Genomic DNA, 25,839 nt, shown 5'->3' on the forward strand with positions numbered 1-25,839 from the left:
ACTATTTTTTATTCTTGGTATTTTTGCTTGCAAAATCATAAAATTCTGGTTGTTGAGCTTTATGCGGGTGTTCATTCTCTGCGTAAACATATAGATTACTCATTTGCTTTGATCCCAGAACATTTCTTGTGATCATTCTTTTTATAGAGAGTTTAACGACTCGTTCAGGGTGCTTGCCAGCCAGGATTTTTCCAGCAGTTGTATCTTTTATTCCACCCGGGAAACCAGTATGACGATAATAAATTTTACCATCTTTAAGAGCTGATTTTTTACCTGTCAAGCAAATATGTTTGGCATTAATTATTACTACATAGTCCCCACAATCTAAATGAGGAGTGAAGGAAGGTTTATGCTTACCGCGTAAGATTTTAGCCACCTCACTAGCAAGCCTACCTAATACAAGGTCTTTAGCATCTATAACCCACCACTTTTTTTGAATTTGCGATGGTTTTGCAGAATAAGTTTTCACGTTATATATCTTTATTAATTACAATTATACTTGAAAATAGCAAAAAATTGCTGTTTCCACTACCAAATTTTCACTATCCAAGCAGTGAGCTATATTAAATAGCATTATAACCAGTATTTTGTCAAGACAAATTACAATAAATTATACCATAACATAGCCTCTTGACTAATCTACTAGTATAATTTTTTTATCAGTAGTAAAATACATAGTACCACAGCAGGTTTTGCCATAATATTCAATATTTTTAGTAATTTTACTAATTACCGGAGTGGTGCTTAAATTACCATTAATATCTGATTGGAAACTATATAATTCACCTTTAGCAGAGATAATATTTAAACTCCAATCTTTTTCTTCCCCTTCTTTTTCCCCAGTTGTTTTACCAATTATCGGAGCTAAAAATGATGAAGCTTTAACTTTTTTGATATCTTTTCCATCGTTTAAATCTGCTACAAACTTAACTTTACCAAATTCAGTGCTTATAGCAGCTACTTGTCCAGCATTATTTGTTACAAATAAACTATTGCCAGCTAAAGACATTGATTGTACATCATAAGCTTTAATTTGCCATAGGATATTACCGGTCATAATATCTAGCTTTATTATCTTGCCGGCACTATTAGCTATATATAGGTGGGAGTTATTGACAACAGGTTTGCATAATATAAAAGCTGCCTCAAAATTTGGTAAACCTATTTCTTGCTGGCTAGATAAATCGTTAGTCCACAAAATTTTACCACTATTAGATTCTAAAGCAAGAATTTGCCCTGAATTATAGTTTACTATCACATAACCATTTTGTACTATTGGAGCCACATGATAACTTGATGATAAAATTTCAATTATCCCTTCATGTTGCCAAACAAAATTTAATTTCTCAGTATTAATAGCTAATATTTGATTAGTTACTGTTTGAACTATAATAGTATGATTATTAATTAATACCGGTTTTATTCTGATAATATCAGGTAGTTCTTTTCTGATTATTTCATGACCTGATTTACTATCTAAAACTACCAAGAATCTTGAACCATAGGTAACGTATAGTTTATCATTATGGTATAATATTCCGCCACCAACATAATGATCATTTTTGTTGGTACTTATATTATATGACCAAATAATAGCTTTGTCTTTCATAGAAAAGGCAGAAACATTACCTTTGTTATCGATGGTATAGACAACAGCTTTCTTAAAAATTGGCTCGGCTATTATTTTGTGTTTTGTAACAGTATATTCATTATTCTGAAGCATCTCAGGGCTAAATATATCGGTTTTTGCAGAATCCACTTGAATTGCTTCATTAGTTTCTACAGATAATCTAGGAGTTAATTCTACAATATTTTTTATTTTTTTACTTATTAGATCACAAGAAGTTAGCATTAAAGGTAGTAAAAAAATAATTAATCGTTGTTTTGTCACAAGTTGTTTTGTCATAATCTAGACCTTTATTATTGTAAATTTGCAAGTAAAGCTTTAGCTTGCTCTTTAACTGTTTGAGTTGTACTTTCTAGTGATATCAACTTTTTTAAAGTATCTTCGGCTAAATCTTTTGAGTTGTTATTAATATACCAAATTGCTTTGATAATATTTGCTGTCCCAAAAAATGGTTTATTTTGATCATCAAAATAATTTAAATATTTCTCGATTTCATTAGTGTTTACATCAGATGAATTTGGTTCATCTATCATTAAACTCAACCAAACTAGATGGGCATAGGCATTTGTTAATTCATCATAATTGTTGTTATCGATAACTTTTTTTAATAAAGTTCTTGCTTCAATAAAATCTCCTTGGTGTATTTTGATACTAGCTTGCTCGATAGCAGCTAAACCACTTACTTTATTATTACTTGTTGTCATTAAATTATCCAAAGACTTTATAGTAAGGTCTTTGTTATCATTAATAAGGGCTATAGATTTAGCTAAAATATCACCTGTCTTTTGGTTATTCTCTATTGCCTTTCTATCACGCCAATTATTTATTAACATAAATAATATTACTATAAGTGTAAGGATTATAGTAATAGGAAGAATTTTTTTAAAGTAATAAAGTTTTTTTTCTTCATTTTTATCACTTAAAACTTCTTGCAAAATGTCAGTCATGATTATTTACCAATTATTATTCACCAACTATTATTCATATATCCTAATGCTTACAAGCAAATTTAATTCTTGCCTCCTTAGCTCTTTTTATTGAGGTCGCTGGTCTATTTGGAAACTCTGCTTCAAGTTTATCAAGAATAGAACATGCCTCTTGTCCTTTTTTAAGCTCTCCAAGAGATAATGCTAATTTTAGCAATGAGTCGGAAGCTTTGATCCCTTTTGGCGATTGTTTATAACCTTTTAAATAATTTATTGCGGCTTTATCAAACATCTTACGTCTAAAAAAAGATTCACCATACCAAAAATAAGCATTACTTAACAAAGGACTCTTAGAGTAGTTTTTTAAAAAATTTGCAAATTTTTCTTCAGCCTCTGTTAATTTATTATCTTTTAAAGCGGCAAGTGCTAAATCATAAAGTTGTTTATCTGGTGCCACTCCCGAAATAGGTTTTACAACATCAGTAGCAACAACTTCTTTCTCTACTTTTTTAGTAGATGGTATATCAAAGACATCATTAGCCACAGAATCATCTACTGAATTTTTTGATGTATCGCTACTATCTTGGGAATTTGTTACCTCTTGTTTTGTCGAGTTTAAAATTTTCTCTAATTTATCAATAGTATGCTCAATTATTTCAATTCTGCCAAGTAAATGTTGATTTTCTTTTTCTAAACCATCTAATCTTTCCGTATAATCATTAGAGGTATCAAATTTCAAATTTTTTCTAGTAATTTGATTATCAGCTAATACTTGCGTAGCAATCAAAATAATCAATAAATATATAGAAATTATTTTCATACATTAATATTTTATTTAAAGGTTATAAAACCAGCTGAGTATACTAGAAATTTTATAGTAATCTATAACTTTTCATTGCCGCTTGATTTTTTATAGCTAACTCAGTTAGCATTTCTTCATAATAAACTGCTGTCATTGCGAGGAGCCGCTAAAAGCGGCGACGCGACAATCCAAGAAAAAGTGAATAAAAATGGATTGCTTCGTCGGTCTGGCGACCTCCTCGCAATGACACATAGGCGTCATTCCCGTCCACTATTGTCATTCTCGCGTAGGCGAGAATCTATTATATCCCTGCTTACGTAGGTGGCAACCTCCTAGCTAACTATACAAGTATAGCAGATTTTTATGCTCCACTAATAGCTATTTTCATTATTTTTGTGATATTGGTTATTTTTTTATTTGTTGGGAAAGCGAGAACTTAGCCTGGATATTGCATGAAGGTGGTATTTAACCTGAGTTTGACGTAAGCACCAAACAAAATGCTAAGCATTATGTAATAACATAAACAAACTGTTGGTGGTGAGCTATGGTAAAAATAAAACCTTCTTTCAAACCAGTTTGTTAGAAAGAATATTTGAAAAGTAAGAAGGGAGGGATTATAAAGTTCTCGAATAATAACAACAAAATTGGAGAATATATTATGATCCCTCTTACGGAGATTTTCTGCTTAATTGATGATTTTTGCAAGCATTTTGATACGGAGCAAAATAAATATATATTACCAAATCCTAACCGTAAGCGTAAAGTAGTTTGCAGTATAGGACTCTCAGAGATTATTACTATTATAGTAATGTTTCACTTGAGTCACTACCGTACCTTTAAAGATTTTTATTTATGCTGCCTATGTCAAAGTTATAGAAAGGAATTTCCAAAACTTGTGAGCTATAGTCGTTTTGTTCAGTTAATGCCAATGAGCTTCATGCCCATGGTATTACTGCTAAAAAGCCTATCAGGAAAACAAACTGGTCAATATTATATCGACTCTACTAAACTTCCTGCTTGCCATAATTTAAGAATTAATAGACATAAAGTATTCAAAGACATAGCAAAAAGAGGTAAGACTTCCACTGGGTGGTTCTTTGGTTGTAAGCTACATATTGTCATTAACAGTTGCGGAGAGATTATGAGTTTTTCTTTAACTCCAGGAAATGTTGATGATAGAGCAGTGGTAGAAAATTTAGTAGATAAATTACAAGGCTGGCTTTTTGGTGATCGTGGGTATATCAGTAAAAAACTCACTCAATCCCTTGCTAATCAAGCTTTAGAACTAATAACAAAAATTAAAAGTAATATGAAAGAAAGAATAATAGATCCTATTAAAAAGCGGTTTTTAAATAAAAGGTATATTATTGAAACCATTAACGATCAACTAAAAAACCTTTGTCATATAGACCATACAAGGCACAGATCTGTTATGAATTTTCAAACTAACGTATTAGCTGGACTGCTTGCCTATGTTTTTAAGCCTAATAAAATTTCTGTAGCTTTTGGAAAATTAAACAATCTCAACCTTCCTCTTACATCAAACTGAGGTTAGCTATGGAAGCATGTGGAGGAGCTAATTATTGGTCACAGGAAATTGCTAAGCTTGGTTTGCAAGTCAAACTAATGAAAACAAAAGATGTAAAAGTTTATGCTACATCGAAACAGAAAAATGATTATAACGATGCGTTAGCAATATGCAAAGCGGCTCGTGATCCAGAATTAAAAACTGTGCTGCCAAAAAGCAAAGAGGAACAAGATATAAAATTTTTGCATAAAATTAGAAGTAATACGATCAGAGATCGTGTGCAAAAAACTAATTCTACAATATCAAGTTTATGTGAATATGGCTATAATACAAAATTAAGTAAAAATAAATTTTGCAAATCATGTAGGCTGGAGGTAGAGTTAGCGTATAACGTTAATTCGGGATAAGGATTAGTAAAAATAGCAGACATATATACACTACGAAGAGCAATTAATGTATGAATTCACAGAAATGCAATTTATACATATCCAAAATCTTGTATTAGTTATAGCTAAAGCATTTTTACTAATCCTTATCCCGAATTAACGTGTATAGTAAAGGTTATATAAATTCTGGGATACGGTCAATTTTACTTTTAGAATGTAAAGAAATTGAGGATTTATGTGACAAAGAGAAAACTTTAGAAAAGCTGATTATCAGCAATAATAAGCAAAGTGAGAAAGCTACTAGGTTGCAGACAATTTTTGGCATTGGAGCAATCAATGCTAGTTGTTTGAGTGTAGCCCCAATGGAAAGTTATCCAACCCCGAGGGATTTTGCTGCTTCGCTTGGTTTGGTACCAAAGCAACATAGCTCAGGAGATAAGATAGTTTTAGGAGGGATTACCAAACAGGGAGATAGATATGCCAGAACTATGTTGATTCAAGCCGCAAGGACAATAGCAATAAGAGCAAAAAGTGGTAAGGAATCGAAAGATAAACTAGTGCGTGCAGTGGGCAGTGAAGAAATTTGCTGAAAATAAATCATATAATATTATATGTGTTGGTTTAGCAAATAAGTTAGCAAGGATTGCTTATGCAGTAGTCACCAATGGTAGCGAATATGTTGCAAATTAGTTTAGTTGAGAAAAAAGAAGAAACTATGTCAACTAAATAAAAATTGGTAATTGATAAATATTGCGAGTAAAGAATAGTAACAATAAAGAGAACGAAAGTTAAAGAGTTAATGAATAAGTATTCTGAATAAAATCCGTAATTATGTCGAGGCTCTAGAAGCCGTGGGAATGAGAGGTCACTCAAGGATATTTATAAGAATGCAGAAACCATTATGGCACTCGATGCCGAATATATGACCGCTTCCTTTGTGGCTCTATTTTTTTATTTTCTTTGTTGACAAATTCACTCGTCCATATATGACAAGGAGTCAGGAATATATATCCCGCACTAAAGCAGGGATGACACAAAACAGGATTGCTTCACCGGCTTACGCTTTCTCATCAATTGACTATAATGCTATTCGGGTTAGTTATAGACTATAAGTCAGTAGCACCAACTAATGATTTTAAAATTTAAACCATTAGTTGATGCCGCCCGGCTTTAGGTAGCTTTAGAGAGTGATATAGCTGTTTTTTTAATAATCTATAGCATGTTCAAGCTCTCCAGCTATCTTCATGATCTCCGTATCCATCTGTGTTTCGTTTGGCAATTTTAGGGCTGCTAAATATTTTGTGTATTGTGGATTCTGGGAAAGGTTATAAGATTTTAGTTGTTGTTCAATAGTTGACAATAAATATTTATTCTTATCATGAGAAAGAAAATAAGCTTTTATAAAACACAGTGCAGCTCCTGCATAAATATACTCTTTATCCATTACATAGCCAAGAGCTAAGAATTTTTGATCAAAATTTAGATCAACAGAATTATTATCGCTTTGTTTAGATAAGTAGTGATACGACACCATAGAATTTCCTGAATATTTATTTAATATCTCCAGAGATTCCATATCAACATCTTTATATATCTTAGGCTCCATCGTAACAGCTTTTTTACACTCTTCTGTAGCTTCAGTATCCTTTCCTAAAGAAGAATAAATTTTAGCTCTAGCTATGTAAACCTCAGCTTTCTGTTTGTTCTTGAGTGCTTGAAATTCAGTCTGTGCTAAAGTTTTTAAAGCAAGATCAGTATCGGTATCGTCTAAGCTTTGTGCTATTTCTTTTAATAACTGATAATTCTCTAGAGAAGGTACACTTTTTAACTTATATGATTGTTCACAAGTTTCAATACTCTTGGTATAGATTCCTTCATCACGATAGACCTTAGCTAAGCAATCCAAAACTTTACGATCCTTAATGCTCATATATGCATTAATGTCTATACCAATAATTTTATTGCAAATTTCTTCAGCTTTTTCCAAGTTATTTGAAGATAAATGGCTAGAAACTAAACACGCCAAAGCTTCTAAATCATTAGAAGTGAGGGTAACTTTATCATAAATTTCTTCAGCTTTTTCTGGCTGATTTAAATGGCAATATCTAGGAGCCAAAAACTTCAAAATGGTGCTATCTTCAATATTTTGATATATATTAGGATTAGTCTTAATAGCTTTATCACAACGGGCTCTAGCTTGGGTTATAGAGTCTGTTCCGTTTGAATTAAGCAAATCTGTTACCTCTCGTACTAGCTTTTCGGCAATAGCATTGAGATTAGTATCTGTAGACATAGCTGTAGTATTTGTAGTTACAGCTGTAGTATTTGTTGGAGTAGAGTTAGTTTTAGTAGCTAGTTTAAGGTAATTATGGGATTCTATTGACTCATTATAAGTAGGTAGATGCCCATTAGACTTGTCACTAATAAGAGGTGCATTGGGGCTGACTACTTGAGCAGCGGTATCTTGATTAGTTGTTATAAGAGATGAAGCTTGATCTTGTAGAATCTTTATTTGCTCTTGCAGATCCTTTAATGTAGCTTCTGCTGTAGCTTTGATCTGGGAGTTTGTTTGGGCTTGGTCAGCTGCGTATTTTTTATTAAGTAGATCGATTTGTTCTAGACGTTTAGCTTCAGTTTGGTCTTGTGCCGTAATTGTTTGAGCCTTAACGCCAATAGTAACAGCTTTTTCTTGAAGTACTATACTTTGCTGCAGAAGTTTTTTAGCATCTTGTTGTAATTTTTGCACTTCCTTGTTTACAGGCACAGCTGCAGCTAAAGGTGCGTCTGCTTTTTCAGTAGGTGTATTGTACCTTGCGGCAATTTTACTAGCTGTTTTTGCATTGTCGTACTCATCAATTTCTTCAAACTTTTTTGATAATTCTGTCAATATATTAAACAGCCCACTATGTTTTCCAGGGGCAAATTTTTCGAGTAGTATTAACTCATACTCTGTAAAGACTTTTTTGTATGCAGCTGCTTTTGCTGCTGGTTCCTTCAAAGAATTACCTTCTGCTATACAAATTTTAATGCATGTCTCAACTATTTTAGGACTGAGGGAATGAGTTTGCAAATACTTTATTTCCTCAAAAGCATCGTTATATTTTTTCTTATTAATGTGAAGTTCTACTTCTTTTATGGCATTTTCTAACAAAGCTGTGTGTAGTAATTTATTTTTTGTTTCCTCGTTAGATACTTGTTTTATTTTTAGTTGTTCTATTTCTATCGTAAACTCATCTGTGCTAAGGCTGTTGTTTTTCCGCATATTTGATAAGCATTCAGCTAGTAATTTTTTCTCACCTGCCCGAGTAGCAATAATAGCTAGAGATTTGTTTAACTGAAACGACCAATCACCTGACTTTAGCTGCAAATTTTGCATATCTATAAGTTTTTTTGGGGACTCTGCATTTGCAAGTTTACTTAACTTTTCTATCTCTCCAGCTAAATTTTTATCGAACTGGCTTATCTTGGCAATTAAGTTAGTACCTTCCTTGTTAAGTGCTTCAAACTGATGTTTACTGAACGTTTCATTAATTTTCTCAATACTGTCATAGTCTTTGAAAAATTCCAAATTTGTTTCAATTGACTTTGCAGATACACCGATGTCTGTAGTTTTTTTAAAAAATGGTAATAGTGGCATAATATCCTCTCATATATTCATTGTAATTATATTTAGTAACAGATTTTTGCATAACTTTACTAATTGTAAGGTAATTTTGTTGTCAAAATTAAGCAAAAAATCGTACTAAATATTTTATTAGTGGAAGTTCTTTGCTTAATTTTTCTTTCCAAATTTCTCTTTCAATAAAGCTATACAAGGAACCTATTATTTAAATTAAGACAGATTTGTAAGTAATAATCAAGTAATATTAAATACTTTTTCTTAAAATATAGACAATAATTAGTAACTTTTCTGTAATTTATGATATTTTTACAAGCTCTAGAATTCTTCAACTATAGTCAATTTAGGAAAATTGGAGGCTAGCCTGAATATTGCATGAAAGAATAGAGACAAAACCCTTGTAATACTATATAATATCAGTGTTAAAAGAAGATTACATAGAGGGTTTTGCCATGACAAATTGTACAGGATTAATTTACCAATCGAAAGTAAAAAATCGTCAAATAGAAATAAATTTCACAGGAGGTAATATTAGTAGCGATGGAGGTGTATTATTGCTAAGAGAAGCAGATAAAAGACTTGGTCTAACTAATGAACTGGCTAAGATTTTTCCTGATAAGCGAGATTCTGATAAAATTACTCATACTATTTTAACAATGCTCAAACAGCGTATTTATGGTATTGCTCTTGGTTATGAAGATTTAAATGATCACGATAATTTAAGAAAATGTCCAGCTTTGCAAACAAGTATAGACACACTGGACGATATGGCTAGTAGCTCTACTTTATGCCGTTTAGAAAATAAAGCAGATCGTGGATTTGCTCTTAAAGCTCATAAGGTGATGATTGACAAGTTTGTCGAATCTCATAAAACCGTGCCGAAACAATTAACACTTGATTTTGATGCCACTGATGATGAAATTTATGGCAATCAAGAGGGGAAGTTTTATCATGGATATTATCGTCATAATTGCTTTCTACCTTTATATGTTTTTTGTGGAAAAAAGCTGTTAGTAAGCAATCTTCGCAGCTCAAAGCTAGAACAAGCAAAGCATAGCTGGGCAATATTATCTCTATTAGTCAAGCGTTTTCATCAATCGTGGCCTGAAGTAGAGATTATTTTTCGTGGTGATGGTGGATTTTGTCGTCATCAGATGCTGGATTGGTGTGATGAAAATAATGTAAAATATATAGTCGGAATAGCCCAAAATACTAGACTCAACAAGCTGCTTGAGCCATTGATGCAACAATCTAACGAAGCCTTCACAATTAGCAAAGAGAAGCAACGCTTTTTTAGTGAATTTAAATATAAAGCTGATAGCTGGAGTCGTCATCGTAAGATAGTTGGTAAAGCAGAAGTAATTAGCCTTGGTGAGAATCCAAGATATATAGTAACTAATTTAACCTCAGTTTGATGTAAGAGGAAGGTTGAGATTGTTTAATTTTCCAAAAGCTACAGAAATTTTATTAGGCTTAAAAACATAGGCAAGCAGTCCAGCTAATACGTTAGTTTGAAAATTCATAACAGATCTATGGCTTGTATGGTCTATATGACAAAGGTTTTTTAGTTGATCGTTAATGGTTTCAATAATATACCTTTTATTTAAAAACCGCTTTTTAATAGGATCTATTATTCTTTCTTTCATATTACTTTTAATTTTTGTTATTAGTTCTAAAGCTTGATTAGCAAGGGATTGAGTGAGTTTTTTACTGATATACCCACGATCACCAAAAAGCCAGCCTTGTAATTTATCTACTAAATTTTCTACCACTGCTCTATCATCAACATTTCCTGGAGTTAAAGAAAAACTCATAATCTCTCCGCAACTGTTAATGACAATATGTAGCTTACAACCAAAGAACCACCCAGTGGAAGTCTTACCTCTTTTTGCTATGTCTTTGAATACTTTATGTCTATTAATTCTTAAATTATGGCAAGCAGGAAGTTTAGTAGAGTCGATATAATATTGACCAGTTTGTTTTCCTGATAGGCTTTTTAGCAGTAATACCAATTGCAATAATTAACACGGTGTGTTTATCCAGTCTCTATACATAATTGATTTTACTAAATCTACATTATGAGCAAATTGATTCCAAGCGTAACAAGCCATAGTGACGATATCTTCATATACACCATAACATTGGTTAGACAAGAAATGATTTTTGATCCATTCCCAAACTTGTTCCATTGCATTAAGTTCCGGTGCATAGGGCGGAAGCGGTATCAAAGTGATATTGCTTGGCACAGTTAGTTTTTTGGCTGTGTGCCAACCTGCATTATCCGTTAGTAAAGCTATATGTCGGTTGCCTTGAATACTGCGAGAAAGCTCTTCTAAGAATTTATTCATTGCCTGTGTGTTTGCATATGGTAAAATTAATGCAAAAGCTTCTCCTGTATCATGGCAAGCAGCTCCATAAATATATGTTGAAATGAATTGCTGTTGCCGAACTTTACGGGGTCTAGTGCCACGCTTAGCCCATATACGAGTTAAGCTACCTTGTTGCCCAACTCGAGTTTCATCCTGAGACCATATATCAACTTTACATCTATCGATATTTTTTGGTAATAATTTTGTTAACATGTCTGGGAAGTTTTTTTATATGTATTTTGAGTCTCTTGATTTGACTTTGGATGCATTGAACGAGAAGTAATCCAGCTAAAACCAAGGCGGTGCATAGTATTGTAGACTGTTTTTAAAGCGCATTTAGCACCATATTCCTCAAGTAACATGATATGTAGCTCCTTTCCAGTTATATACCCACCAGTTTTACTTTCACTGAGCGTATTGATTTTATCAAAAAGAGCAGACTCTTGTATAGTGTTAATCTTCCTAGGGGCGCCGCTTCTTTGTGATTCAAATAATCCTTCAAAACCATGATTCCTAAATCTTCTGAGCCATGATTGCACAGTTTTCCAGTGTGACTTCACTATTTCAGATATGGCTTTTAAAGATTTGCCTAATTGAAGGTGATACATCGCCAATAAACGTATACGATTTCGACCATGCGGCTCATGTTTCATCATTTTTATAAAATCATGACCATGAAAACCTTGTGGTAATATTAACCTAGCCATTTGAGTACCTTTATCAGTTAAAAACCCATTTTACACCACTGCGTTAATTATTGCAATTGGTATAATACCATGGGCATGAAGCTCATTGGCATTAACTGAACAAAACGACTATAGCTCACAAGTTTTGGAAATTCCTTTCTATAACTTTGACATAGGCAGCATAAATAAAAATCTTTAAAGGTACGGTAGTGACTCAAGTGAAACATTACTATAATAGTAATAATCTCTGAGAGTCCTATACTGCAAACTACTTTACGCTTACGGTTAGGATTTGGTAATATATATTTATTTTGCTCCGTATCAAAATGCTTGCAAAAATCATCAATTAAGCAGAAAATCTCCGTAATAGGGATCATAATATATTCTCCAATTTTGTTGTTATTATTCGAGAACTTTATAATCCCTCCCTTCTTACTTTTCAAATATTCTTTCTCCTAACACACTAGTTTGAAAGAAGGTTTTATTTTTACCATAGCTCACCACCAACAGTTTGTTTATGTTATTACATAATGCTTAGCATTTTGTTTGGTGCTTACGTCAAACTCAGGTTATTATAGTATTTTTTATGCTATTATTTATCATGGTATGGACCTATTAATTAAACTCGTCCATACCATCTATTAACCCTATTTTCCATAATATATATTATAGAACTATAATATGCAATCTTACTTTTGTATTTAGTAATTTATTTTACTACAATAGAATATTATATAAACTAACCTCAGTTTGATGTAAGAGGAAGGTTGAGATTGTTTAATTTTCCAAAAGCTACAGAAATTTTATTAGGCTTAAAAACATAGGCAAGCAGTCCAGCTAATACGTTAGTTTGAAAATTCATAACAGATCTATGGCTTGTATGGTCTATATGACAAAGGTTTTTTAGTTGATCGTTAATGGTTTCAATAATATACCTTTTATTTAAAAACCGCTTTTTAATAGGATCTATTATTCTTTCTTTCATATTACTTTTAATTTTTGTTATTAGTTCTAAAGCTTGATTAGCAAGGGATTGAGTGAGTTTTTTATTGATATACCCACGATCACCAAAAAGCCAGCCTTGTAATTTATCTACTAAATTTTCTACCACTGCTCTATCATCAACATTTCCTGGAGTTAAAGAAAAACTCATAATCTCTCCGCAACTGTTAATGACAATATGTAGCTTACAACCAAAGAACCACCCAGTGGAAGTCTTACCTCTTTTTGCTATGTCTTTGAATACTTTATGTCTATTAATTCTTAAATTATGGCAAGCAGGAAGTTTAGTAGAGTCGATATAATATTGACCAGTTTGTTTTCCTGATAGGCTTTTTAGCAGTAACACCATGGGCATGAAGCTCATTGGCATTAACTGAACAAAACGACTATAGCTCACAAGTTTTGGAAATTCCTTTCTATAACTTTGACATAGGTAGCATAAATAAAAATCTTTAAAGGTACGGTAGTGACTCAAGTGAAACATTACTATAATAGTAATAATCTCTGAGAGCCCTATACTGCAAACTACTTTACGCTTACGGTTAGGATTTGGTAATATATATTTATTTTGCTCCGTATCAAAATGCTTGCAAAAATCATCAATTAAGCAGAAAATCTCCGTAAGAGGGATCATAATATATTCTCCAATTTTGTTGTTATTATTCGAGAACTTTATAATCCCTCCCTTCTTACTTTTCAAATATTCTTTCTCCTAACACACTAGTTTGAAAGAAGGTTTTATTTTTACCATAGCTCACCACCAACAGTTTGTTTATGTTATTACATAATGCTTAGCATTTTGTTTGGTGCTTACGTCAAACTCAGGTTATTTTAGTTATTTCTTCTTGGTCTGATGCACTACCAATATGTCGAACAACCCGTTGTTTTACTTTATTAGTTATGGGATCCAGCAATTCCAAATATGACATTATGGATACATAGGGAAATTTTAGCATTGCGATCCACTCAACTTTAAGACGAATAATCTATTTTTCTGTTAAAGATTTGTATGTATTTTCTTGAATTCTATAAATATTTTTATACAAGTTTTTATAAACTTATCATAATTCACGTTATTGTAATCAATTTGGTAAAAACCAACGGTTAGCAATAAATAAGTCTATTGCTCTAGAAAAAGCTTTTGATAGGTCGAATCTATATTGGCGGGACTCTGTAATCTCGTTTGCCAGCTAATATCTCCCATAACATTTCCATTGATTCAAAGAAAAAAAGGTCTACTAAACTTCTTATTCGTTCCCATAACGATCCTAATCTACCAAATTGCTCCCTCATTTCTTGAAATAATTTATCAACTAATTGGTGTATTTGATGAATAGTAAATGCTAACAAAGTAAAATTGTAGAAATTATAACATAGATTCTCAGAACCATGACCGTAATTATGTTCTATATTATAACCATGATTCTTTAAGCTATTAAAGCATTCGTTCTCTATTTTCCAACGTGCTCTTGCTCCGTCTATTATTGTTTTAGCATTATCTGAGGTGATTTCTAGATCAGTAATCCATTTACCATAATACTGACTTTTGTTACTACCATCTTTCTGCGGCACTAGCTCCCATGCCGCTATATAATTTGTTCTTACCTTAGTGCTAGTAAATAATTCAACATCATTAACCCATTCAATTATCAATTTGTTCCTTCTAAGGCTCAATGTCTCTATCTTTGATTTATCTACAGATTGAACATTATCCATTAATGTCTTATGATTATTGGGTTTTACTTTAAAAATATAATTAGCTTTATGATCACGAATTGTTTCTATCACTGGAGTTGTTGCATATAAGGCATCAGCATTGATTATTATCCCTAATTTATCATGATCCTTTCTAAATCTTGTCAAAAATCTCTTGAAAGCATTCGTCTCACAATCCTCTTTCTCATCACCATCTTGTACACGAATTTCCTCAGGCATTACTGGTATTACTTGTCGTAACCCAAATTTTACAATAGCCCCTTGTAATACTTGATGACAATGATATTGGTTATTTTTATGCCCTCTAATTAGGCAACGTTTACAACTCACTTTATCAGAGCTGTAATATTGTGTACCATCAACATTTAATAAGTATTTACCAGGAAATATTTGATATTGTTCTAGATGCTTCCCTCGTTGTAATTTACTAAATAATTCTTTGAAAATAGGTCTAAACGTTACGTCACTATCTACTTGGTCTATTACGTTCCTCATCCCCTGATCGCTAGGAAGCGATTGTACTGTAAACATGCTACGCAGATTATTACGTTGTTCCTTCCTTTCCATACGCCTTTGAAATTCTAGCAAAGATACTGATTGAAAATACATACACGCCAAACCAGATAACATAATATCTGCTATACTATTACTACTATTTACACCCCTTCTATCTTCTATACCAGCAAATTTATCTGCAATCATACTTCTGATTGCACTAAAACTTAAATGTTTCTTTGAATGCATAACTTGATACCAATATTATATTGATATTATCTTAGATAATTTATCCAACTTTGACTACTTTTTTAACTATTCCTCTACGAAAAACTTATTCCATATCCTTTTACTTACCTTCCTTCTATGACATATTTGGAATCGCTGCATCATTCCATTTTGAAATTAAGTTTTCTCTATTTGTGTTAAATTGAGTAGCTAATGCATTACTCAATGTATCAGGACTACAATATACCTGCTCTAAAGAAACACTATTTTTGAAAATATCATATATAATTTCAGAGTATTTGTACTCCAAACAAGAAGTACTGATAACAAACTTTTTGAGAGTCTTATTATTTTCTACCATTGCTTTTGCAGCTTTTTGTACTTTAGGATATTGATAATAAGAATCCATAGTCTCATGTGACATGGACTTATCATGCCAAGATATGTTCAAACCAATTATAGTGGTATTATTTTTTAGAAGATCTAATATTTTGATATATAAATTTTTATCACACCGCACAAGAAACCAAAAATCAGATTCTTTTACCGAGGGCAAATTAATATATTCTAAATGCGGTTGAGACATTATTTCTAGTAATGCTTCACCCCCATTTACCTTCATGTTTCTTATATTCAAACTCTTAATATTAGAAGGTGATCTTTCAATAATACGCTTTATAATATCCCAATCTATATACTGATCTACATCCCTACTACATATCGATTCCACTGGTTCAGGTTTTGCAAAATAATGTGCTAGATCTTTAACACCTTGTTGTGATGTTTGACAGGGTAATATTGTAAGAGTTCTCGCTTGTAAGTGATAATACATAGAATAAATAATTTTTAATTAGTTGAAATCAAACCATTATAAGTAATATTCTATTTGTAGTCAAGCGGTTTTATTTTCCCACTTTGGGAGAAAAACCCCGCACTTGCAGTGCGTCGTTTCAACATAAATTTTATAAATCTTATCTAGAAAAGATAAGATTTTTTAACAAAATCTTACACTTGACAGCAATGGTTCTGTCGCATCTATAAATTATGCTATACCAAAATTGTTACAACTTATATTTTGGACATTATGATGCCATTAACATAGCAAAATTCTCAAAAGTAGAAAGATTATCATTAGCTCCAATTATTTGTCTTTTTTGAATCATACGAACATTTTCTATACCGGTAATAGTCATTTCTGCAGAATGAAAACTCTTAAAACCAAGCATTGGCTTTGTACGTTTTTTGATAAACCTATGATCTTGTTCTACAAGATTATTTAGGTATTTTTTCTGAATAACCTTAATTTTATAATCTTCAGGAGCTTCTGTATTCAGATCATTAAGAGCAGCCGTATTACTACCGCTTTTATCAATTACTACTTTCTCAGGAAAATTATTCTCTCTGAAAGCTTTACGAAAAAATGCAAGTGCTGCAGGCTTGTCTCTATGCTTACGTAGCAGAAAGTTTACAGTATTACCAAGACTATCTAGTGCTCTATATAAATAAACCCATTTACCGTTTAATTTAATATAAGTCTCATCCATTCTCCAACTACTACCAACTGGCTTCTTGCTTTTTCTAACCACCTGATCTATCAATGGTACAAATCTTATAACCCATCTTTGTAATGTAGAATGATCAATTTTTGCTCCCCTTATACTCATCATTTCTTCCAAATCTCGATAACTTAAAGAAAATCGGCATTTCATATAGACAAATAACATTATTATTTCTGGTGAAGAACAAAATCCTTTGAAATATGGTAATAATCTTGCAGTAATACGACACATATTAACATCTTTTTTAGGTCATTATATCAATCTTTTTTCTATTGTCCAACATATGCGACATGTATCTTGAGAGAGCAAGAAAAATACTTGCAAGAATGCTTTCAAAGGAGTTAGCTTACTTTTGAAGGTAGAAAGAGGTGACTCTGTAAATGCGACTAGATATTAAATCTGTGGTTCTGATAAGAGCCCTCTTTCACAAGCCTAAAGCTGAACAGTATCTTAAGAAAAGTCTATACTTATTCTGTATAAACATGGTTAGCTAAAGTCTTGTTTCCTTTTTTAAACCTCATCTTCCAAGGAGCAATATAATGTCTAAACCAATTTTAGGAATTGATGTATCCAAATTAGATTTAACTATTTCCTTACTCATTGATAAAAATCATTATCACACTAAAGTATTGGACTTTGGACAAAATAATTTAGCCTATATTTAGCAACTTATAATCTATATGAGATATAAAGTAATTTACTTGAGATTGTAAAAATATTAACTATAGATTGATAAACTTTTTAAGATTATTATTAATCTATAGTTAATATTTTTACAATCTCAAGTAAATTACTTTATATCTCATATAGATTATAAGTTGCTAAATATAGGCTAAATTATTTTGTCCAAAGTCCAAATACCACTGCTATGTTGTTTTCATTACTATGAAAACACATTATGCATGCTTTCCAACTTCAACAATAAGTGTTGGGTACCTATGACATTAGGCATTCATGCCGTAATATTAAGCTCTGCACTTGCAGAATGGTTAACTTTTAAGATAAGAGAGGCTTATCTTTTAATTCTTGATCAAAAATATTTCGACCAATTTTAGTCCATTGGTCTTTGATATGTGGGAACTCTGTTAATTCATTTTTCAAAGAGACTAATGCTCCAAATAAACTATTGGTAGGTAAGTCATCAAGCTTTGCTTTAGCAATCAATCCGCCCAGTTCAATTAAGCGACGAGTACGCATTTTTCTTTCTATAATTTTAATTTTAGCTTCTTCAGTAATAATTTTAGCTTTCTTTTGTTGTAATTTTAATCTTTGTTTTATGACATTTTCCATATAAGTATAATATTCTAAAAATTATTGCTTACATGTCATGAATGCACAATAAATTTAAGAAGTCCAATGAATTATAGAGTTTCAATAAAAATTATTCATATTTTTTTCTGAACCAGATAATTGATACAACAGAAGACTACAAGCAATAATAAATGGATAGGATAATTCAAGAATCCCCACTCCTACCGAACCAGCAAATTAATATAAACGAAGATATTGCGATTATTTTAAGTAGCAGCTGAAAAGCTACAGAGAATAGGTTATTAACCTAACTTCAGATTAGGTTACAGCGGGTAGGTAGGCACTTAGCGTGCTTTCCTCCCAAAGAACCGTACAAGCGAATTACTCCGCATACGGCTCAAGCAATTTACTAACAGCTGCAATTAGTTGACCTCGCTTGCTATGTACTTGCCTATGACAATTTGTATGCAATAAGCACAAATTGTTAATATGGTCAGTGCCGCCACATCTTGTAGGTCTTTTATGATGGACTTGCACATTTTCCCCATTATCTATTGAATCTAAACAAACAGGACATTTACCTTCTTGTCTACGCCAAAGAATCTGTCTGGTTTTGAAGAAGTACTTTGGTTTACTAGCTTGACGTTTTTGCCAGTATTCCTTAAGTTCTGGATTATCAGGAGATGCTTTGCCTTTAACTAGAATATGCCTTTTGATTGCTGTCCATTGTAATTTCCATAGATATAGCTCTTTACTTTTATTCGTAAAAACCCAATTATCATTTCGTGCTTTGATTCTGCCCCAATACTTTTCTTTAAGCCACCACCAGTATTTATTAGGATGTCTTCGACACACAAATCTTGCTTGTCGCATCCACATCCACCGATCTAGTTGAGTAAAAGTTCTCTTAGAGATAACTTTATTAAAATAACTGCACCATCCCATTATTCTAGGATTAAGATTGTCAATTACTTTATCAATTTCCCATGAGAAACTTCTTTTCCATTCTATCATCATTCGTTTTTTGAATGATTTTATAGTATCTTTGGATGGTTTAACTAGTAGTGTTACACCTTTTCTTGTACTTTTGGTATTATATTGACGAATATTAAATCCCAGAAAGTCAAATCCTTCCTTAATATGGAGTATTTTGGTTTTTTCTTCTGATAATGTTAATCCTCTAATATTTAACCAATCGTTAATTATCTTCTTTGCTTTAATACAAGAGCTTTCAGATTTTGCACAAACTATAAAATCATCAGCATATTTTACTAAAGCATATTCAGATTTTGGATGGAGATGATCATATTTATCATAAGTTATGTTAAGTATGTCTTCCATTCCATGAAGAGCTGTGTTTAAAAGTAATGGACTGATTACTCCCCCTTGAGGAGTTCCAACTGTTGTTTTGGTGAATTGATATTCTTCCATCACACCAGATTTAAGCCATGCTTTAATCCAATTTCGTGCTGGAAAATTTCCTATAATTTTCAAAAGAACATTATGATCAATATTATCAAATGCACCTTTAATATCAGCATCTAGTATCCACCCCCTGGTTGTGCCAGGGCAGACAATAGCAGAAATTCTCTGTATTGCATCGTGGGTGCTACGTCCAGGTCTGAAACCATAGTTATTACCTTCAAACTTAGCTTCCCAAAATGGTTCAAGTGCTGATTTAACAACAGTTTGCATACATCTATCCAAAATAATAGGTAAACCTAAAGGTCTAAGTTTGCCTTTTCGTTTGGGAATATACACACGCTTGATCGGTTTAACAGATGATAGATTATTATTTGCTAACTTTTCCATTAACAAATTTCTTTCTTTATCTGTATTAACAACTATTTTATCAATACCAGGACTTTTCTTCCCTTTATTGATTTGGGTAACACGTCTTATAGCAAGTAATTTATTTGTTCTTGATTTCAACATCAATTTCTGTAAACTACGTACTAATTTCATGTTACACGTTAATTCGGGATAAGGATTAGTAAAAATAGCAGACATATATACACTACGAAGAGCAATTAATGTATGAATTCACAGAAATGCAATTTATACATATCCAAAATCTTGTATTAGTTATAGCTAAAGCATTTTTACTAATCCTTATCCCGAATTAACGTATAATGGAGAACGAAATTGGCATGCTCATCTGCTTGTTACTACTAGGAGATTTACAAAAGACGGTAAAAGTTTAGGAGCAAAAGCAGTAGATTTAAATCCTGAATTTAAAAAAGTTAACGGTAAGGCATTTATTATTCCAGAATTACAGATGATTCATCAGAGAGCCAAAGAAGTTAGTAATCTCTTACTGCTTTCTTTGCAACTTACACAAACTATAGGACAGACTCGAATAATACAAAATGCCTTAAATCCCATCCGAATAAAACGGTACAAAACCATTGAAAGACAATTGTTTTCATTATTTACCTATGGCTTTGATCATATCAAAAATGCTTTTTATCAATCTACAACAGCCATAACGCAGCTAATATCCACATTATTAATACCTCCCAAACAAAAACTTTTTTCTATCCTAATACCATCTTTACAAAAATTGTAGGGTACTATGGGCAATCGCCCATTCTTCGTTATCACAATTCCTCGCCTTTTTCAATCGGCTCTATTCCATATAGTGACACCATTCGCTCAAGGACTCTCCCAACGGTAGGAGCGGCAGTCCAACCAGAGGTAGCAAAACCAAAGGACTCCTTTGTTCCTTTTGGTTCGTCAAACATTATAAAAATAACATATTGTGGATTAGAGGCTGGTAATAAACCTAAAAATGATGACATTCTGCTATTCTTAAGATATTTTCTTTTGCCATGCCCATCTGCCGTTAATTTCTCAGCCGTACCAGTCTTCCCACCAACAAGATATCCTTTTACATCAGCTCTACGTCCGGTTCCTTCTTTTACCACCAAACGAAATAATTCACTCATTTGCCTAGAGGTTTTTTCACTAAAAACCTTTGTACCAACAAGACGCTCATCTTGTCTTTTGATTAGAGTCAAATCATATAATGTCCCACCATTCACTACCGGCAATACTGCTTGTATAAAGTGTAAAGGACTAATTGAAATACCGTAGCCATATGACATGACAACACTCGTTAAATCACTCCATCTCTTATCGGATGGAAACAGAGGGGTGCCTCTCTCTGGCAATTCAATTTTAAGCTGATCTAGTAACCCTAATCTTTTTAAGTATTTTTTGAAATCATTTTTGCCGACTTCTAACATAATTTGGCTAACCCCAATATTTGATGAATGCAGAAAAATTTCTGGAACACTATGCCATCCATGCCTTGGGTGATAATCTTTTACATTAAACGCCCCTACCTTCATATAGCTAATATCATAAGCATCGTTCATTGCTATAGCATCAGTATCAAAACCTACAGCCATAGTTAAGGTTTTAAATACCGACCCCATCTCATAAATACCAAGACTTGCCATATTAAATAACTCTTCTGGCTTTGCACTACTCGGGTAATGTGGATTGAAATCAGGTTTACTAATCAGAGCTAAAATTTCACCATTATTAGGATTGGCAATTATCCCTACCGCTCCTATTGCACTAAATTCCTTTAATGTCTTATCTATTTCTTCATTTAGGATATTCTGTAATCTTACATCTATAGATAATTTAAGTGGTTTTTTAAGTTGTTCTGGCTGTGCTAAGTCAAAATCCGAATTAGTTAAAAATTTGTCATAACCCCTTTCCAGCCCAGCAAGACCAGCCAAATCCCTACCCACATATCCTATAACATGTGATAATAAATTAGAGAAAGTATATATCCTCTTTTGTTCTTGTTCAAAACTAAAGCCTGGCATTGCCAAATTTAACACCGCCTCTTGCTCTTTTGGCAATAAATCCCTTTTTACCCACACAAAACTTTTATTACCGTTTAGTTCTGCAAGTAATTTCGTTTTATCAATCTCAGGCAAGATTTTAGATAATCTTTCTAAAGATTGCTCTGGGTTGATTACTTTCTGTGGATTAACAAATAATGAGGAAGAGGGTAAGTTAACTGCTAATAAATTACCATTACGGTCTACTATCTCTTTTCTAAAGTTACTACTCTTTACTTGATATTCTGGTTTAACATAACCATTAGTCGCAACGATTATTAAGCGGTATGATAACCCACAAAAAAACACAGCAAAACAAAAGCTAACTATGAATAATCTGATTTTGGTATTGTCAGCACAAATATCCCATAAAATAATATTACTAAAACTTCTTTTCATTTTAGTTATAGTATTTTTTATCAATGCTAATAAAACTATATTATTATTCATAACCTACTCGCGTCATTGCGATGAACCACGAAACTCGAACAAAGCAATCCATTCCTAATCACTTTCCTGGATTGCTTCGTCGGTACTAAAGTACCTCCTCGCAATGACCAGTGGCTAAGAAGTCCTTCCGTCATTGCGAGACCATGAAGTGGTCGTGACAATCCATACTCATTAGATTGCTTCATCGGCTTACGCCTCCTTACAATGGCGTATTCATAGGCAAAAAGAGTACCTTTCATCGAATATACTCTGATTTTTTAGTTGAAACAGTTTTTATGTATTTACTATTAGGAGTTGTTTTATAACGCCACTTAATATTGGTTTTATTAAAATATGAACCACTCACTTCATGAGACTTGACATATTTCTTACTATCAGGCATTAAAGGATCACTAATCATTTGCTTGACTTTAACAGTATCTAATTGTAAATAAAGTGATGATAATTTTCTTAGTCTAGCTGGAGAAGTAAGGTATGATTGTTCGACTTTTAACACGTGAATTCTATTACTCTCATCAATCAGTTGTTTTGAAACCTCTCCAAGCTGATAATGTAAGATAATAACCTTATCTTTCACTTTAAATAACCCATAAATGGAAAAAATTATAGTACAGACAGCTATATAACTAAATATTCTAACCGCCATATGTAGCACCATCTATTTTCTGTCCAGCCCTTAACTTTGCAGACCTTGCTCTTGGATTAAGTGCAATTTCTCTAGACGATGGACATAATGGCTTCTTTGTAAGAATCTTAAGCCATTCCTTAGAATTTTCTTTAGTAAAAACCTTTGCCGCATATTTAGACCTGGCAACTAACTTAGCAGAATTTGCTTTAAAAAAATTCTTAACAATTCGGTCTTCTAATGAGTGAAATGAGACAATTACTAGGTGACCATTTGCTGCTAGAATATTTTTGCTATTACTTAGAAATCTTTCTAATTGACCCAATTCATCATTAATGTAAATGCGAATTGCTTGAAAACTCTTGGTAGCGGTATCTATCTTACCTTTTCGAAAACCTATACTACTACGAACAATATAAGCAAACCTTGCTGTATTGGTAATAGGCTCTAACCTCCTATGTTCTACAATCCTTTTAGCGATTCTTCGAGAATAAGACTCATCGCCATATTTATAAATCACATCCGCTATTTCTTGTTCATCAGCATTATTTATAAAATCTGCAGCACTCTGACCTATTTCACTCATTCTCATATCGAGTGGACCATCATGAGTAAAGGAAAATCCCCTATCGCCAGAATCAATCTGCATAGAAGAAACCCCTAAATCCATAACTATGCCGTCAAATTTCAATGAACCTAATTCTGAAAAGCTTTCAGCAAACCCTGTTTGAATAAATCTCACTCTACCAGGATAATCTTTTATCAACTGATTGGCGTAAGTTATAACATTTGGATCACGATCAATTGCCACTAATTGACAATTACAAGAATCGAGTATCATTCGACTATAACCACCAAAACCAAAAGTGCAATCCAGATAAATTCCACCATTTTTAGGACACAAGACTTCCTTAACTTCATTTAACATAACAGCTGTATGAGAGGACTCTTGTATCATATTTCCTTATTAATATTCTTAAGAGTTAAACGGTTATTTTGAGCTATTTGCCGAGCTGAGGAAAGATAGGTCTCAAAATTTTGCGGCTGCCAAATTTCAAAAACTAATCCCTTTCCTACAAAACAAACCTGCTCTGATATATCAGAATGCTCTATTAAAGATTTAGGCAAAATCACCCTACCTTCACCATCAAACGTAAGCTGGGCCCCGCCAAGAATGATTGTTTCAAAAGCATCTCGTTCCTCAGAATATGGGTCTAAGGTTTGAATCATTTGGCTTAACTCCTTAAGCCTCTTTAAACTACACGCTTCAATACACTTATTTCTAAAAGACGGATAGACAATAACCCCATTAAATGACTGGCTAGACAAAGCTGCTCTATAGCTAGCAGGTACCGAAACCCTACCTTTCTTATCAAGATTATTTATATATTTTGACAAAAAAATATTCATTTACTTATTTACCTTCCAATAATTGGTAGTGTCACCCCTGCTTCAGTGCGGGGGTCTAGATTCCCGCTTACGCGGGAATGATGGTATGGACGAGTGAAGCGAAATATGCTTTACTGGTACGGAGTCAGCTGAAAAATAGTTTTCAGCTGCTCCAAATTAAATAATAATTTAATTAATAGGTCCATACCATGATAAATAATAGCATAAAAAATACTATAATAGGAATAGATTTAGCAAAAAATAGTATGCACTTGGTGCAAGTCGATCAAAATGGCAAAAAAATAGGTTATCAAAAAGTTACAAGAGATGAGTTAATAGCCTATTTAAGCAATCTCGATAAAAGTTCATTGGTAGCTATGGAAGCATGTGGAGGAGCTAATTATTGGTCATAGGAAATTGCTAAGCTTGGTTTGCAAGTCAAACTAATGAAAACAAAAGATGTAAAAGTTTATGCTACATCGAAACAGAAAAATGATTATAACGATGCGTTAGCAATATGCAAAGCGGCTCGTGATCCAGAATTAAAAACTGTGCTTCCAAAAAGCAAAGAGGAACAAGATATAAAATTTTTGCATAAAATTAGAAGTAATACGATCAGAGATCGTGTGCAAAAAACTAATTCTACAATATCAAGTTTATGTGAATATGGCTATAATACAAAATTAAGTAAAAATAAATTTTGCAAATCATGTAGGCTGGAGGTAGAGTTAGCGTATAGTAAAGGTTATATAAATTCTGGGATACGGTCAATTTTACTTTTAGAATGTAAAGAAATTGAGGATTTATGTGACAAAGAGAAAACTTTAGAAAAGCTGATTATCAGCAATAATAAGCAAAGTGAGAAAGCTACTAGGTTGCAGACAATTTTTGGCATTGGAGCAATCAATGCTAGTTGTTTGAGTGTAGCCCCAATGGAAAGTTATCCAACCCCGAGGGATTTTGCTGCTTCGCTTGGTTTGGTACCAAAGCAACATAGCTCAGGAGATAAGATAGTTTTAGGAGGGATTACCAAACAGGGAGATAGATATGCCAGAACTATGTTGATTCAAGCTGCAAGGACAATAGCAATAAGAGCAAAAAGTGGTAAGGAATCGAAAGATAAACTAGTGCAGTGGGCAGTGAAGAAATTTGCTGAAAATAAATCATATAATATTATATGTGTTGGTTTAGCAAATAAGTTAGCAAGGATTGCTTATGCAGTAGTCACCAATGGTAGCGAATATGTTGCAAATTAGTTTAGTTGAGAAAAAAGAAGAAACTATGTCAACTAAATAAAAATTGGTAATTGATAAATATTGCG

The 25,839-nt window shown here is 32.6% G+C and carries 24 protein-coding genes and 3 pseudogenes; 8 read left to right on the forward strand and 19 right to left on the reverse strand.

Annotated features, from left to right (window positions below; genetic code table 11):
- Window position 1: 1 nt before the first annotated feature.
- From rplM to ybgF, 4 genes are all read right to left on the reverse strand, one after another.
- A complete protein-coding gene (gene rplM, locus NBW66_RS08460) occupies window positions 2-469 on the reverse strand; it encodes a 50S ribosomal protein L13 (protein ID WP_250310702.1) in 468 nt (155 codons plus the stop codon).
- Between the two features lie 165 nt (window positions 470-634).
- The gene (locus NBW66_RS08465; RefSeq protein WP_410525789.1) at window positions 635-1,906 is read right to left on the reverse strand and encodes an outer membrane protein assembly factor BamB family protein; all 1,272 of its coding nucleotides are present in this window, start codon (window positions 1,904-1,906) and stop codon (window positions 635-637) included.
- A 14-nt stretch (window positions 1,907-1,920) separates the two neighbouring features.
- Window positions 1,921-2,562: a DUF2659 family protein gene (locus NBW66_RS08470; RefSeq protein WP_250310703.1), complete on the reverse strand. Its 642-nt coding sequence runs from the start codon at window positions 2,560-2,562 to the stop codon at window positions 1,921-1,923.
- A 55-nt stretch (window positions 2,563-2,617) separates the two neighbouring features.
- Window positions 2,618-3,373: a tol-pal system protein YbgF gene (gene ybgF / locus NBW66_RS08475; RefSeq protein ID WP_250310704.1), complete on the reverse strand. Its 756-nt coding sequence runs from the start codon at window positions 3,371-3,373 to the stop codon at window positions 2,618-2,620.
- A 640-nt stretch (window positions 3,374-4,013) separates the two neighbouring features.
- On the opposite strand from ybgF, the gene NBW66_RS08480 reads away from it, so the two are divergent.
- The 4 genes from NBW66_RS08480 to NBW66_RS14565 all read left to right on the forward strand — a co-directional run bounded on the left by NBW66_RS08480 (window position 4,014) and on the right by NBW66_RS14565 (window position 5,959).
- Entirely contained in the window at window positions 4,014-4,904 is an 891-nt protein-coding gene (locus NBW66_RS08480; RefSeq protein ID WP_250310601.1) for an IS982 family transposase, read from the forward strand.
- An 8-nt stretch (window positions 4,905-4,912) separates the two neighbouring features.
- Window positions 4,913-5,290, forward strand: a complete 378-nt coding sequence (locus NBW66_RS08485) for an IS110 family transposase (protein WP_250310705.1) — start codon at window positions 4,913-4,915, stop codon at window positions 5,288-5,290.
- A gap of 140 nt (window positions 5,291-5,430) precedes the next feature.
- Window positions 5,431-5,859: a transposase gene (locus NBW66_RS08490; RefSeq protein ID WP_284346676.1), complete on the forward strand. Its 429-nt coding sequence runs from the start codon at window positions 5,431-5,433 to the stop codon at window positions 5,857-5,859.
- Window positions 5,831-5,959, forward strand: coding sequence for a hypothetical protein (locus tag NBW66_RS14565; RefSeq protein ID WP_284346674.1), 129 nt, complete (start codon window positions 5,831-5,833; stop codon window positions 5,957-5,959). Before NBW66_RS08490 ends, NBW66_RS14565 begins: the two co-directional genes overlap by 29 nt.
- 514 nt (window positions 5,960-6,473) lie before the next feature.
- Here NBW66_RS14565 and NBW66_RS08495 read toward each other — a convergent pair.
- A complete protein-coding gene (locus tag NBW66_RS08495) occupies window positions 6,474-8,906 on the reverse strand; it encodes an outer membrane factor lipoprotein domain-containing protein (RefSeq protein ID WP_250310706.1) in 2,433 nt (810 codons plus the stop codon).
- Between the two features lie 401 nt (window positions 8,907-9,307).
- Here NBW66_RS08495 and NBW66_RS08500 point away from each other — a divergent pair, with 401 nt between their 5' ends.
- The gene (locus NBW66_RS08500) at window positions 9,308-10,303 is read left to right on the forward strand and encodes an IS1380 family transposase (protein ID WP_250310707.1); all 996 of its coding nucleotides are present in this window, start codon (window positions 9,308-9,310) and stop codon (window positions 10,301-10,303) included.
- Here the strand turns inward: NBW66_RS08500 and NBW66_RS08505 are convergent.
- The 10 genes and pseudogenes from NBW66_RS08505 to ltrA all read right to left on the reverse strand — a co-directional run.
- Window positions 10,295-10,906 (reverse strand): annotated as a pseudogene (locus NBW66_RS08505) (IS982 family transposase); the annotation flags it as partial. The gene NBW66_RS08500 and the pseudogene NBW66_RS08505 overlap by 9 nt on opposite strands.
- Window positions 10,907-10,909: 3 nt before the next feature.
- Window positions 10,910-11,470 carry an IS630 family transposase gene (locus tag NBW66_RS08510; RefSeq protein ID WP_250310543.1) on the reverse strand — a complete coding sequence of 187 codons (561 nt, stop codon included), beginning with the start codon at window positions 11,468-11,470 and terminating at the stop codon, window positions 10,910-10,912.
- Window positions 11,464-11,964: a helix-turn-helix domain-containing protein gene (locus NBW66_RS08515; protein WP_250310542.1), complete on the reverse strand. Its 501-nt coding sequence runs from the start codon at window positions 11,962-11,964 to the stop codon at window positions 11,464-11,466. Before NBW66_RS08515 ends, NBW66_RS08510 begins: the two co-directional genes overlap by 7 nt.
- Window positions 11,965-12,026: 62 nt before the next feature.
- Window positions 12,027-12,320, reverse strand: a pseudogene (locus NBW66_RS08520) (IS982 family transposase); the annotation flags it as partial.
- Between the two features lie 368 nt (window positions 12,321-12,688).
- The gene (locus NBW66_RS08525) at window positions 12,689-13,579 is read right to left on the reverse strand and encodes an IS982 family transposase (RefSeq protein ID WP_250310710.1); all 891 of its coding nucleotides are present in this window, start codon (window positions 13,577-13,579) and stop codon (window positions 12,689-12,691) included.
- Between the two features lie 521 nt (window positions 13,580-14,100).
- A complete protein-coding gene (locus tag NBW66_RS08530; RefSeq protein ID WP_250310659.1) occupies window positions 14,101-15,405 on the reverse strand; it encodes a transposase in 1,305 nt (434 codons plus the stop codon).
- 115 nt (window positions 15,406-15,520) lie between these two features.
- Complete coding sequence (locus NBW66_RS08535; RefSeq protein ID WP_250310711.1) at window positions 15,521-16,216, reverse strand: hypothetical protein; 696 nt, start codon at window positions 16,214-16,216, stop codon at window positions 15,521-15,523.
- Window positions 16,217-16,466: 250 nt separating this feature from the next.
- On the reverse strand, window positions 16,467-17,174 hold the full coding sequence (locus tag NBW66_RS08540; RefSeq protein ID WP_250310712.1) for an IS6 family transposase: 708 nt from the start codon (window positions 17,172-17,174) through the stop codon (window positions 16,467-16,469).
- A gap of 765 nt (window positions 17,175-17,939) precedes the next feature.
- Window positions 17,940-18,233 (reverse strand): conjugal transfer protein TraD, encoded by a 294-nt coding sequence (locus NBW66_RS08545; protein WP_250310713.1) that lies wholly within the window; start codon window positions 18,231-18,233, stop codon window positions 17,940-17,942.
- A gap of 342 nt (window positions 18,234-18,575) precedes the next feature.
- The gene (gene ltrA / locus NBW66_RS08550; RefSeq protein WP_250310714.1) at window positions 18,576-20,159 is read right to left on the reverse strand and encodes a group II intron reverse transcriptase/maturase; all 1,584 of its coding nucleotides are present in this window, start codon (window positions 20,157-20,159) and stop codon (window positions 18,576-18,578) included.
- A gap of 163 nt (window positions 20,160-20,322) precedes the next feature.
- On the opposite strand from ltrA, the pseudogene NBW66_RS15020 reads away from it, so the two are divergent.
- Window positions 20,323-20,506 (forward strand): annotated as a pseudogene (locus NBW66_RS15020) (conjugal transfer protein TraA); the annotation flags it as partial.
- Between the two features lie 288 nt (window positions 20,507-20,794).
- Here NBW66_RS15020 and NBW66_RS08560 read toward each other — a convergent pair.
- The 4 genes from NBW66_RS08560 to NBW66_RS08575 form a co-directional block, all read right to left on the reverse strand.
- Window positions 20,795-22,453 carry a peptidoglycan D,D-transpeptidase FtsI family protein gene (locus NBW66_RS08560; RefSeq protein WP_250312170.1) on the reverse strand — a complete coding sequence of 553 codons (1,659 nt, stop codon included), beginning with the start codon at window positions 22,451-22,453 and terminating at the stop codon, window positions 20,795-20,797.
- Between the two features lie 286 nt (window positions 22,454-22,739).
- Window positions 22,740-23,150, reverse strand: a complete 411-nt coding sequence (gene ftsL / locus NBW66_RS08565; RefSeq protein ID WP_250310716.1) for a cell division protein FtsL — start codon at window positions 23,148-23,150, stop codon at window positions 22,740-22,742.
- Window positions 23,140-24,087: a 16S rRNA (cytosine(1402)-N(4))-methyltransferase RsmH gene (gene rsmH, locus NBW66_RS08570; protein ID WP_250310717.1), complete on the reverse strand. Its 948-nt coding sequence runs from the start codon at window positions 24,085-24,087 to the stop codon at window positions 23,140-23,142. Before rsmH ends, ftsL begins: the two co-directional genes overlap by 11 nt.
- On the reverse strand, window positions 24,084-24,539 hold the full coding sequence (locus tag NBW66_RS08575) for a division/cell wall cluster transcriptional repressor MraZ (protein ID WP_250310718.1): 456 nt from the start codon (window positions 24,537-24,539) through the stop codon (window positions 24,084-24,086). Before NBW66_RS08575 ends, rsmH begins: the two co-directional genes overlap by 4 nt.
- Before the next feature lie 188 nt (window positions 24,540-24,727).
- Here NBW66_RS08575 and NBW66_RS08580 point away from each other — a divergent pair, with 188 nt between their 5' ends.
- Together NBW66_RS08580 and NBW66_RS08585 are read left to right on the forward strand one after the other, a co-directional pair.
- The gene (locus tag NBW66_RS08580) at window positions 24,728-24,931 is read left to right on the forward strand and encodes a hypothetical protein (RefSeq protein WP_250310719.1); all 204 of its coding nucleotides are present in this window, start codon (window positions 24,728-24,730) and stop codon (window positions 24,929-24,931) included.
- An 18-nt stretch (window positions 24,932-24,949) separates the two neighbouring features.
- The gene (locus tag NBW66_RS08585) at window positions 24,950-25,774 is read left to right on the forward strand and encodes an IS110 family RNA-guided transposase (RefSeq protein WP_284346677.1); all 825 of its coding nucleotides are present in this window, start codon (window positions 24,950-24,952) and stop codon (window positions 25,772-25,774) included.
- Window positions 25,775-25,839 lie beyond the last annotated feature (65 nt).

The sequence above is a fragment of the Rickettsia endosymbiont of Oedothorax gibbosus genome, assembly GCF_936269705.1.
Taxonomy (GTDB): domain Bacteria; phylum Pseudomonadota; class Alphaproteobacteria; order Rickettsiales; family Rickettsiaceae; genus Tisiphia.